The sequence below is a fragment of the Paenibacillus sp. 1011MAR3C5 genome, from assembly GCF_003591485.1.
Lineage (GTDB): Bacteria > Bacillota > Bacilli > Paenibacillales > Paenibacillaceae > Pristimantibacillus.
The window spans coordinates 105,208-116,738 of record NZ_QZCF01000012.1; the positions used below are offsets into that span (position 1 = coordinate 105,208).

Here is an 11,531-nt window from a genome sequence, read left to right on the forward strand (position 1 = left end):
AGTATGGTTAAACTCTAAAGGCAATCCTTTTGTAGAGCAAATTGTATATCGCTGGAATGTACTGTCTGAATGTTCAGGTGGAGCAAGGGTGGATCAAATCAAGTAGGGGCTTTCAATAATAAATAACTATCTCGAATATATTTTTGGCATATCAAAAGCGATACAGAGCCATAGTGGATCTATATTCTACTTGGAAGTCGAACCTGTGAATATTTTCGTGCTCTACGGGGCAGTAGGATTTCTATTACAATACGGATTAATTCTAGTTATCCTTATCTATTTGTTCAGACAAATAAGAGAGCTAAAGGACAATCCTGTTTGTGTAACCCTACTAGCATCGAGGAACGGATAGACGCTTTTTTTGTAACTCGTTAAAGGGTTTGAGGAAAAAACATAATATTACCTTAATCAGGAGAAATAATATTATCTTAAAGGAGTACTTACATGCTCGAATTAGCCTATACCTTCTTGCTTAGAATAAGAAGAAGAAATTTTAACGGAAAGATGCTTTTTTATATTAGAAGAGCTTTGAAGTTGTTGGTCAATATAATTTATCCAATATACTACAACATTTTCCCAACTAGTAAAACGGGTATAAACATCAATAAAAACGAAAGTGATGAAAAAATAATAATTTCTTTAACTACTTTTCCTGCACGAATAAATACTGTTTGGTTATGTATTGAGACATTATTAAGACAGAAAAAAAAACCTGATGAGATAGTATTGTGGCTAGCTGATTCTCAATTCGAATCAATAGATCAACTTCCCAAAAATCTAATTAAGCAACAAGAACGTGGTCTTACTATTAAGTTTTGTGAAGACTTAAGACCTCATAAAAAATATTATTACACTATTAAAGAGAACCCTAATGCAAATGTAATCATTGTAGACGATGATATGTACTACCCAAACTTTTTGGTAGAAATGCTTATAGATAAATCTAAAGCATACCCTGGTGCAATTATATGCAACAGAGGACGCTTTATGAAATTTAATGAAAATAATTCAATAGCACCCTACAAGCTATGGACAAATAATTCAGATACGAATGAGCCGAGTTATGCGTTATGTCCTATAGGTTGTGATGGAGTACTATATCCACCAAATACATTGCATTTAGATGTATTTAACAAAGATGATATTTATAATCTTTGCCTTAATGCTGATGATTTGTGGTTGAAATTAATGAGTTTAAGAGTAAACACAAAAGCTGTAAAAACTGATGTCAATATGATTAGTTTTTTTGATATAATTACTACACAAAAAACGAAATTGACCAGTTTAAATGTTGAAAATGATGGTAATGACATACAGATGCAAAATATTTTAAAAAAGTACAATATAGATTTTAGTGACTATAATTCTAATCAGAAGCAAGTAGAAAGAGAAGGCCATGAATAATAATTTATTGAAAAAGTTTCTTTCTTATTCTTACGGTGGTTTTTTAGGAGCAATTATCGGGTTTATAACGACTATGATAACAACTCGCATTTTAAGTCCGGAGGAATTTGGAAAAGCCTCTATGTTTACTTTAGTAAGTAGCATTTGCATGATTACTATTATTTTTGGTACTGATCAGGCATTTGTTCGTTTTTTTTATGAAGAGAATGAAAAGAAAAGAGGCGCGCTATTATTCAATTGTTTAAAAATAGCTGCCGTAATTAGTGTGCCATTTTTTATTATTTTCATTTTATATAGAGAGCCAGTATCAATTTTATTATTTGGGGAATATAGTTTTGTAGTTATAGTTTTATTGCTTGTTGGTGTTTTGCTACAAGTGTTAAATAGGTTTGCATTATTAGTTGTAAGAATGCAACAAAAGGGAAAACTCTATTCAACATTTGAAGTTTTAAATAGAATTTTTATACTAGTGGGCGTAATTTCTTTTTATGCCTTATACGGTAGTTCTTATACTGTATTAGTATTTGCGACTGTCATATCCTACGGGATATTAATTATTTTTCAATTTATCGGGCAAAAAAATTTTTGGAGTTTAAAAAATCTAAAAATTGAGGGTACTAAGCATTCAAAAAAGGAAATAATTAAATATAGTTACCCATTATTGATGACGATGTTACTCACATGGCTTTTTGAAGGAATGGATAAAATCGCACTCCGGCAATGGTCCGATTTTCAGGAAATTGGTTTATATTCAGCAGCTTTTAAAATAATTGCTTTATTAACAATATTGAAAGGCGTCTTCAGTACCTTTTGGGTTCCCGTTGCATACGAAACATACGAAAAAAATCCTCAGAACAAATCTTTCTTTTCAAGAGTATCTATAATTGTTTCTTTTTTAATGTTGGCTCTCGCAATATTGGTGATTATGTCTAAAGATTTAATAATATTATTACTTGGTAATGAGTATGTAGAGGCTGGACTGATGTTATCATTTCTAGTATTTATACCTGTCATGTATACTATATCCGAAACCACAGTTCTTGGGATTAATTTTAGTAAAAAGGTTAAGTGGCATGTTGGAATAGCTCTTGTTGTTTGTTTATGTAATATAGCTGGGAATTATCTTTTAGTCCCAGAATATGGTGGAGTCGGGGCGTCAATTTCTACTGGAATATCGTATATTCTCTTCTTTACACTTAGAACGTTTATATCACTAAAGTACTTTAAAGTTAATTATGAATTGAAGAAAATTTACAGTTCCGTACTAATAGTTGCTCTATACGCAGGGTATGTATTGTTTGAATTAAGGCTTTTAAATCAGATAATTGCAGGTATGATTTCATTGTTTATCATAACATTGATTTATAGAAATTTTTTAATAGGTGAATACAAAGCGTATAAGAGAAAAAAAATATAGAGTAAATGAAGAAGGTGAATTTATTATTTAAAAAATAACGAAAAGAAAGAGTGGTTGCTTAAAGATTGCAATAGCAGAAACGGGATATTTGGACCTATCAAATGCAATATTATGCGGGTTGCTTTATTTAATGAGCTTGACTCCTATGCTGAGGTTAGGAGGCTCAATAAGCAACATATCAGAGACGGGGTAGGTCTTGACCCCCTTTTTGGAACACATTACAACAAACCATCATTTGGTTATGGCAGGCAGTGTCTCCCCCAAGATACCAAACAGCTTCCTACTAATTGTTCGGATGCACCTATTAATAATATGGGTGCAATAGTCGATGCGAATCGGACAGAAAAGACTGTATTGCCGAATTGATTATATATAGAAATCCTAAAATGGTTGGAATCTATCGACTGACTATGAAAATGGATCAGCAATTCAGGGGGTTATGAAGCGAATAAAGGCAAAAGGTATTGAGGTATTTGTATATGAACCAGCGCTTCAAGAGGATACCTTTTTCAAAAGTTATCAATAACTTTGAAGTCTTTATTCAAAGTAGTGATGTAATTGTAGCTAATCGTTTATCTGATGATTTAAAGCCTTTTAAGCACAAGGTATATACTAGAGATTTATACAGTTGTGACTAATTCATAGATGTAATTGCGGAAAAAACATGATCTTGTCGAAACAAAACCTACCATAAGAGCGTCTAAATGAGTAGTACGTTTATATTTCATTAAGGAGATATGATTCGCAAGAAAATAATAGAATCATAGACGAGGGTATGACACAAAAACAAAGAGTATGGATAGCAATCTCAGCAATTCTCCTTCTTGGCCTATTGACTTATGGAGGAGTTAATCTAGTCTCAAAAATGAATGAAGTAGATGAGCTGAATGGCAAAATTGCTGATGCAGAAAAGACGGGAGAGGAAGAGCTGCCGGAAGAGCCTACCCCATCCGAACCTGGTGACTCGGTGAATAATCCTGATAGTTCAGAACAACCGGCAGAGACGACGAATCCGTCGGAGAGCCAGCAGCCACCAGCAAGGGGCACAAATCAACCTGATAATAACTCAGGTGTCACACTAGGGAATACAGGCACTTCGCCTGAGGCGACACCGAAGCCTACATCGCCTGGTGGGAATGGAGGCACCAAGCCCACAACAACACCTCCGACTGATAACAAAGATAAAAAGAAAAAGGAAATCGACGCAGCAACAACGACAGGAATGGAGAAGTTGCGAGCTTCATGTACAGCAACAAGTAACAATCTGGTTAATCAGATTGTGAAGCAGTTGAAGGCTGATGAAGATGCGACAGCGGAATCTATTCAAGGAGACTTTCTGACGGACATTATGGCAGCTGAAGCTAAATGCGACGTTCAATTTAATGCTCTGATCGGACAAGCTAAAGCACAATACGAAGCCGCCGGTCTTGATGAACAGTCTTTGCCGGATTGGGGCTCGGAGTATGAAAGTGCCAAATCCCAGGCTAGGTCCAGTGCGCTTACCGCTATCGCTAGTGCTATGAGATAGACCCCACTACTATTTACAGACTGGAGATTAATAGTGAAAAAAAACCGTTTCTTATTAGTATCATTAGTTGTCATGCTGCTCGTTGGTATTGTTCCTGCAGGGGTAGGGGCTGCTACGCCAGCTCCGAAGACCATTTCTATCAAGACCCAACTTATTAATTTGATCTTTGATGGTCAAGAGCTGAAGCTTCCGGAAGGCCAATACTCCTTCATTTATCAAGGACGCACTTATGTACCGATCCGGTATATGTCCTACGCTTTGCAGAAGACGGTAGGATGGAATGCAGAGAAGTTCATGGTAAGCATTGACGAACCGAATGAGCAAGAGCTCGCTGAACTGAAGAAAGAGCTTCTGCTTGTCACTTCAGGTGAAAAGAAAACTCAACCAACTCAAACATTGGCTATGAAGCCTGTAGAAGCAAAGCTTGTTTTTAATGGCAAAGATAAGACGTTGCCAACGGGCCAATCTCTTTTTATCTATAAAGGCTCGATCTATGTGCCACTACGCTTCCTTTCGGAATCGGTAGGTTCTGAGATTACTTGGGACGATAAGACAAGAACCGTAAAATCGGAATCGGCTGCTTATCGTGAAGAGCATGGTTCAGAAGACGGGACTCCATCTAATCCCGGGCAAGGTGGAAACGGTGATGGAGGGACTACTCCAGGTGTGCCTGGCGGTGAAACTTCAAAACAAACCTATGAGCAAATAACCGCAAACGCAGAAAGCAGATTGGATGCACTACGCAATAGCTGCGAAAATGAATTATTTGATCTGGCATATAAGTATTTAGATGCAGATGATACAGGAAAAGAAAAAATAAAGACACAAATCTCGCAAAAAGTAGATAGCTGCACAACAAAGTTCGAAGCGATCATTTCTGATGTTACTGCAAAATTAGAAGCGAATGAGTACAGCACCGATGTGATTGCACAGTATCGTAAGACTTTTGAAGCAGAAATCGAGGCCGGTAAGAAAATCGTCGAGAAAATGGGCTAAATCTTTAAAGTATGAATCCCTGGTCATAATGACCAGGGATTTTTGGCGTCTTATAAGGTCGTTCATAGTCTCATAGGCTCATAAAAGTTTTGAATATAGGACTGAAACATCATGTTGAGGTCACAAAATTCTGGTAAGATACGCTTACAAAGCAACCTAAACGATAAAGGCAAAACCATTGAAAAATGGTGACGCAAAGCTACAGGGGCTAAGCCTAATCGAGTATGCCAGCCAGTTTCCGAATATCGTGCCTCCCGAAAGGGTTGCGTGCATAACAGGAGGTCTACCATGAAAAAACGAATCCAACTTGCGAGAAATTGGCATTATCTCTGCGTTGTCTACTACAGGCTATTGTTGGAAAGTTGTTTGGATGAATCTCAGCGATTCAAGCTCTCTATTAAATTGAATCAGCATAAAAACAAATTAGCTGATCTGGAGTTTTTCCAAGCTGGATAAACGATCTTATTTTTGTTTGTAAATTTCTGGTTAAGACCCCATTTAGTGGACATTTAGAAAAAGCCCTATCCCATAAGCTGTTTCCGGTATTGTGCCGGAGACAGCTTATTTAATTTTCTTTGCGGACGATGGTTGTTGTAAAAATGAATATATTCTTCAATTCTGCTTTGTGCTTCCTCGATCGATCGGATATCATAAAGATAGAGTGCTTCCGTCTTCAAATGGGAGAAGAAACTCTCCATTGAGGCATTCTCGTAACAATTGCCTTGGCGAGACATGCTGATTTGGGCGCCAACCTTTGGCAGCATGTCGTGGTAGTCGTTGGACGTGTACTGGAATCCCTGATCGCTATGAACGATTAGCCCAGCCACGTCCTTTTCCTGTTCAAACGCTTTAGCAAACGTTTGGAGTACGAGTTCCTTATCAATACGTAAGCTCATGTGATAGGCGACAATCTCGTTTTGACACAAGTCTTTAATCGTGGAGAGGTACAACCAGCTATCTTTCACTCGGTATTGTGTGACGTCTGTGACCCATTTCTGATTGGGTGCATGTGCTTTAAAATTGCGATCCAGCACATTTCTCACAACCCTATCGCCTAAACTCCATGTGCGATGATGACGGAATTTGCGGCGTATCTTAGCTTGCAGTCCCATTTCTTGCATGAGGCGCAGGATCTTCTTGTGGTTCATCCATACCTGATGAACTTGATACATAAACAGTTGAATTTGCCTGTAGCCATAAATGCCTTTATAGCGTTCATAGGTGGCACGAATGACCTCTTTGGATGGTTTGTCTTTATCTACTGCTTTTCGTTCAAGATAGGTATAGAATCCGCTCTTAGAGAGTCCGACTTCTTTGCAAAGCTCCGTAACGGTGAAATGCTCTCTGAGCTCTTCAACGAGCCTACACTTCTCTGGTACACCTCCGCCTTCGTAATGGTCAACCACTTGTTTAGGACGGCATTCTCCATTTCGAACCGTTTCACATAACGGTTCTCATCGACATATTCTTTACGCTTTCCGCGGGTGTCTGTTAAGCCGAATTCGCCCATCTGTTTGTAGCGACACATCCAGACCTTTACCCGCCCCACATCAACGATCCCCAGTTCCTTTGCAATTTTCTCTGCTGTCATTCCTTGTAAACGCATCTCAATGGCTTTCCTCTTCGTTTCCATGCTGTACGTTAGAAACTTCTGCCCCTCTTTCGCCATAACGAAAAGCACCCCCTATAGTTTCATCGGTTTAAACACTAGGGTGTTTTTCCAATGTCCACTATAAGGGGTGCACTTTACGCAGGATGGCGTTTTAAATATATGCAATGTAGTTCTCGCTTTACTAGAAATGCTAAGCTCGTTCACCTCCTCGACGTATAAGTTCACTCACGCGACAGAAAAGCCCAATCTTAATGCCAATCTTCCACATTTGGACAAGTCATCTATTGATTTACTAGAAAAATGTGGTAGTATAGAACCATATAAGCAATACACGATAACGGCAAACCTATTGAAAGATAGGGACGCAAAGCTATAGGGCCTTCCGGATGATGGCAGCCAGCTACCGAATGGACATGCTTATTTTTGTTTTTATAGGACTATATCGAACAAATAATAGGTCTATATCGAACGAATCGTCGAATAGTAGACTCGATAATGGCAAACCTGCCGAAAGTCAGGGACGCAAAGCTATAGGGCCTTCTGAATGATGGCAGCCAGCTACCGAAAGGAGTGTTGTTCGTGCGTAGGATCACACTAATACTCATTGCAGCAGTATTCATTTTTCTTACCGTTCCGGCTACAGAGTCGTATGCTAGTACCAGCAATAGCTGGCTGGATACGTCCGGCATTTCCCGCGGTATAATTTCGATTTCATATAAAATAAAAAACATTAAGATTAAGGTTATGATTACAAAGGGTAAAGAAAGTTATACTTACAATTTGTTGAGTGGCAAGGATTCGGAGCAATTCCCCCTACAGTTCGGCAATGGCGAGTATACGATATCCCTGCTTGAGAACACGTCCGGAAAGTCCTATAGGGTGCTGGAACAAAACAAGCTTCAGTTGAAGTTGAAGGATGAGAATGTCATCTATTTGAACTCTGTTCAAAATATCAGCTGGACAAGCACGGATAAAGCCATTACGAAAGCGAAAGAGCTCGTTAAGGGAAAGAAGACAGTTGAAGAAAAAGTGAAATCGATCTATGATTTTATTACGGCCAATATCGCTTATGATAACAATTTGGCGAAAACTGTGCCAACTGATTATTTGCCCGACATAGAACGAACACTATCGACCAAAAAAGATATTTGCTACGGTTATTCTTCATTGTTCGCCGCAATGCTACGCAGCCTGAATATACCGACGAAGCTTGTAATGGGCAGTACGGAATATGTGGATGTCTATCACGCTTGGAATGAAGTGTATTTGGAGGACAAATGGGTCACGATCGATACAACTCTCGATGCAGGAACGAGACAAAGCAAAAAAAATCCTAAAATGATCAAAGACAACAATAGATATACGAAACTCAAGCAATACTAATGAATCTATGTATAATACCTAAACCGTTGACGCCGTTACAACCGCCCCCTTCAAAGTTCGCAAACGACCATATAGCAGTTGTATTTAATCTGCTCGCAAGCGGCGAGCTATACACTGTACCTGTCCATAGTCTCTATGTCCCATCATTAATGACGGCATGCAGTTCTGTATCCTGCCAGACGTCTAAGCTTATCACATAGATCTGATGATCTTTGTCCCTGGCACCGAATACCTTGGGCATGTTGTCAATACGGGGAAGTCGTTTGTCATGCCGTTTGCGGTGTCAGTCAAAAACCATCTGCAATGCTAAATGGATCCAAGCCGTGTACCGCGCCACTTACATATTGTAATTGTGCTTGGTGGTAGATAGCCAGAACTATCTTCAGGCCGCGAAATGGAATACTGGATCGAATTCAAGCCCTCATCGACTTCTGATTATTTTCTACAATTATGTTCCATGCACTATTGTACTGTGTCTCATAAAGGGTTACTTTACTTGCATTATGTTGTGTAAGCGCCATGTGCAGATAGCAGGAACATATGTCCATTAATACTCTGCTAGAGCTTCTCGTGTGTCAACAGAATGCCGGAAATGAAGGTTGTAGTCGTAATACATTTATATAGAACAATCCCCGACTAATCGTTTTAACGGTGCAGGAGATAGCATAAGAGCTTGCTATTGTCGTCGTAGCTCCAATTGTTCTAAGTTGGGTTTAACATCAACACCCACGAGATCAAGGAACTTCAACAGTCCTACTATAAGGTCGAAGTCTTCTCGTGTACTTCCAGCGGAAGACTGTAATCTTCCTGACCGAGAACACCATGGAAGCGGGCTACCTTCCGCATTTTAATCACATAAATTGAGTCAATTTGTCGGCTATGGTTTGCTGTAGCGTGAGCATAGAATCCCCTTTCAAAATCATTATTTACTGCATACTTAAATTCAAGTAATATAACAGAAGCAACTAATTACTATTAAGGAGAGTATTGAAGGTTGACTACATATAAATATACCAGACTAGATTGGCTTGACACAGCAAAAGGAATTGGAATAGTCGCCGTTGTTATCGGACATTCAGGAAGTTCTATCTTATCGAGTTATATTTTTTGGTTCCACATGCCATTATTTTTCACTATCAGTGGTTTTCTGATGAAACCTGCGACAAGTTGGCCGGATTTGAAAGAAAATGTGATAAAAAGATTAAAACAACTACTAATACCATATATCTCCTTCTTCATATTAGTATTTTTTTTGAAAGTAATATATGAAATATCATTCAATGAATTCAATCCTACCTCATCTATACTGGATGTAATTAAGATGGTATACGGTGGACAGGCCTTAACAGGATTTTACGCAACATTCTGGTTTATCACATGTCTCTTGGTGACTCAAGCTATTTCATCTATCATTTTATTATTATCCAAAGATCTAAAAATCCAAATAGTAATAATAGGATCACTATTTTTCATTGCTCATATCGAATCATGGTTTTCTAACAATTACATAAGAATAACCTTGCCTTGGAATGCTGATGTCTCATTAATTGCGATTACTTACTTCTTTTTTGGCTACTATATGAAATTATTGGACAATAAGGTAAACCATAAGATTATCGCCCCGACAGTTGTTATTGCATCCATACTCATTCTTTATCTTGGATATATTGGGGTGTTTCAATATTCCCTTGATATGAAATATTTACATTACAATAATTTTTTCTTAGACCTATTGATCCCTATAACTCTTTCTTTATCAGTCATTTATATATCTATTATTTTTAGTAAAATACCATTACTTAAATTAATGGCAACAGAATTGGGCATATCTTCAATAACAATAATGTACTTACATTTCGCAATACGAAAGTTTCTTGAGCTTTCCCCCTACTATAACGTTTTTACTTTTACAATTGTAGGAGTTTTTATTCCGCTTGCAGTATCAAAAATACTTGAGAAGAATAACTTAACTAGCTTCTTTTTCCTTGGTAGAATGTCTAAAGAAAAATATGTTATGCATCAAAAAAACCTTCCTTCATAAGCAAGGTCATCAAAGATTGGTGTTCTGATTCAATAAAATTTGGAGAGTTGTCATCTACATTAAAAGGACATGAATAAATTTCTTACTCCACATATCCCTCCCCTTTTCAGATTAAGTCTGACACTAGTAATAAAGAAAATGTTTGAACTTCTTTACTGCTACTAGTCGCATCGATTCTGGTATATGCCCTTTCGATACATATGCCAGAATCAGTTTCACTCGATATTAATGAAGCCATAATCCCCCTCATACACACTAATTGCTCAAACGATTTCGATGCCACATGCCTAGACCATATCCTTTTGAGGTGTTTGCCGTGCTAGTATTGCCGAACAAACAGTGCTTGTCCCAAAAATCCAGAAAAGAGAATTAGGTCCATTCTCGCAGTTCATCCACGAGAGACAAGAGCGTTATGTGATGCCCATATTAGTAGAAGAATATTTTGAAAGGCTGAACTCACTGAGAGGTAAAAGATTATTATGGTCTGAACATTTTTTGAATGTCTTTCATCTGAACGCTCCGGAGAAAATGAAGGGGCATTAATAAAATGGATGTATATATATGAAGATAAACTTCTATGAAAACTTTTTTAAAAAAGTGCTTGCAATCGTATAGGCATACATGATATATTATCTAAGTCGCCGCTGAGACATACGGCTGACACGCAAGAAACGAGAGACACAAGATTGTTCTTTGAAAACTGAACAACGAGCGAAACTGCCCGATACAATCGCAAGATTGAATCGATAATGAAGTTTCCATAATCAGCTTGCTGGTTATGAGAGATTTCGAAGCAACAACGTTATTGAGCAAGTCAAACACTTTTATGGAGAGTTTGATCCTGGCTCAGGACGAACGCTGGCGGCGTGCCTAATACATGCAAGTCGAGCGGACCTCACGTTTCTTCGGAAACGTAAGGTTAGCGGCGGACGGGTGAGTAACACGTAGGTAACCTGCCTGTAAGACTGGGATAACATTCGGAAACGGATGCTAATACCGGATACGCGAATCGGTCGCATGGCTGATTCGGGAAAGACGGAGCAATCTGTCACTTACAGATGGACCTGCGGCGCATTAGCTAGTTGGTGAGGTAACGGCTCACCAAGGCGACGATGCGTAGCCGACCTGAGAGGGTGATCGGCCACACTGG

At 38.4% G+C, this 11,531-nt stretch carries 8 protein-coding genes, 1 rRNA gene, 2 pseudogenes and 3 riboswitches; of the genes and pseudogenes, 9 read left to right on the forward strand and 2 right to left on the reverse strand.

Features of this window, described 5'->3' with window-relative positions; all coding sequences use genetic code 11:
* Positions 1–444: 444 nt before the first annotated feature.
* From D3P07_RS25065 to D3P07_RS27245, 6 genes and pseudogenes are all read left to right on the forward strand, one after another.
* Positions 445–1,404 (forward strand): hypothetical protein, encoded by a 960-nt coding sequence (locus tag D3P07_RS25065; protein WP_119803492.1) that lies wholly within the window; start codon positions 445–447, stop codon positions 1,402–1,404.
* On the forward strand, positions 1,397–2,821 hold the full coding sequence (locus D3P07_RS25070; RefSeq protein ID WP_119803494.1) for a lipopolysaccharide biosynthesis protein: 1,425 nt from the start codon (positions 1,397–1,399) through the stop codon (positions 2,819–2,821). Before D3P07_RS25065 ends, D3P07_RS25070 begins: the two co-directional genes overlap by 8 nt.
* A 111-nt stretch (positions 2,822–2,932) precedes the next feature.
* Positions 2,933–3,459, forward strand: a pseudogene (locus D3P07_RS25075) (UDP-glucose 6-dehydrogenase family protein); the annotation flags it as partial.
* A 137-nt stretch (positions 3,460–3,596) separates the two neighbouring features.
* Complete coding sequence (locus D3P07_RS25080; RefSeq protein ID WP_147384573.1) at positions 3,597–4,349, forward strand: hypothetical protein; 753 nt, start codon at positions 3,597–3,599, stop codon at positions 4,347–4,349.
* Positions 4,350–4,382: 33 nt separating this feature from the next.
* The gene (locus tag D3P07_RS25085; protein WP_119803498.1) at positions 4,383–5,345 is read left to right on the forward strand and encodes a copper amine oxidase N-terminal domain-containing protein; all 963 of its coding nucleotides are present in this window, start codon (positions 4,383–4,385) and stop codon (positions 5,343–5,345) included.
* A gap of 158 nt (positions 5,346–5,503) precedes the next feature.
* A riboswitch (cyclic di-GMP riboswitch) is annotated at positions 5,504–5,588 on the forward strand.
* Between the two features lie 45 nt (positions 5,589–5,633).
* A complete protein-coding gene (locus D3P07_RS27245; RefSeq protein ID WP_182914508.1) occupies positions 5,634–5,801 on the forward strand; it encodes a hypothetical protein in 168 nt (55 codons plus the stop codon).
* A 65-nt stretch (positions 5,802–5,866) separates the two neighbouring features.
* Here D3P07_RS27245 and D3P07_RS27720 read toward each other — a convergent pair whose 3' ends face one another.
* The gene (locus tag D3P07_RS27720; protein WP_119803500.1) at positions 5,867–6,751 is read right to left on the reverse strand and encodes an IS3 family transposase; all 885 of its coding nucleotides are present in this window, start codon (positions 6,749–6,751) and stop codon (positions 5,867–5,869) included.
* 74 nt (positions 6,752–6,825) lie between these two features.
* A pseudogene (locus D3P07_RS27725) lies at positions 6,826–7,014 on the reverse strand (helix-turn-helix domain-containing protein); the annotation flags it as partial.
* A 272-nt stretch (positions 7,015–7,286) separates the two neighbouring features.
* Positions 7,287–7,365, forward strand: a riboswitch (cyclic di-GMP riboswitch).
* Between the two features lie 79 nt (positions 7,366–7,444).
* Positions 7,445–7,523, forward strand: a riboswitch (cyclic di-GMP riboswitch).
* A gap of 13 nt (positions 7,524–7,536) precedes the next feature.
* Between D3P07_RS27725 and D3P07_RS25100 the strand changes: the two are divergent.
* From D3P07_RS25100 to D3P07_RS25110, 3 genes are all read left to right on the forward strand, one after another.
* Positions 7,537–8,340 (forward strand): transglutaminase-like domain-containing protein, encoded by an 804-nt coding sequence (locus D3P07_RS25100; protein ID WP_119803504.1) that lies wholly within the window; start codon positions 7,537–7,539, stop codon positions 8,338–8,340.
* Positions 8,341–9,334: 994 nt separating this feature from the next.
* Positions 9,335–10,381, forward strand: coding sequence for an acyltransferase family protein (locus D3P07_RS25105; protein WP_119803506.1), 1,047 nt, complete (start codon positions 9,335–9,337; stop codon positions 10,379–10,381).
* Between the two features lie 823 nt (positions 10,382–11,204).
* Positions 11,205–11,531 (forward strand): 16S ribosomal RNA (locus D3P07_RS25110); the annotation flags it as partial.

Coding starts and splice junctions, on each gene's coding strand:
- D3P07_RS25065 (WP_119803492.1), top strand. CDS start 445: ATGCTCGAATTAGCCTATACCTTCTTGCTTAGAATAAGAAGAAGAAAT.
- D3P07_RS25070 (WP_119803494.1), top strand. CDS start 1,397: ATGAATAATAATTTATTGAAAAAGTTTCTTTCTTATTCTTACGGTGGT.
- D3P07_RS25080 (WP_147384573.1), top strand. CDS start 3,597: ATGACACAAAAACAAAGAGTATGGATAGCAATCTCAGCAATTCTCCTT.
- D3P07_RS27245 (WP_182914508.1), top strand. CDS start 5,634: ATGAAAAAACGAATCCAACTTGCGAGAAATTGGCATTATCTCTGCGTT.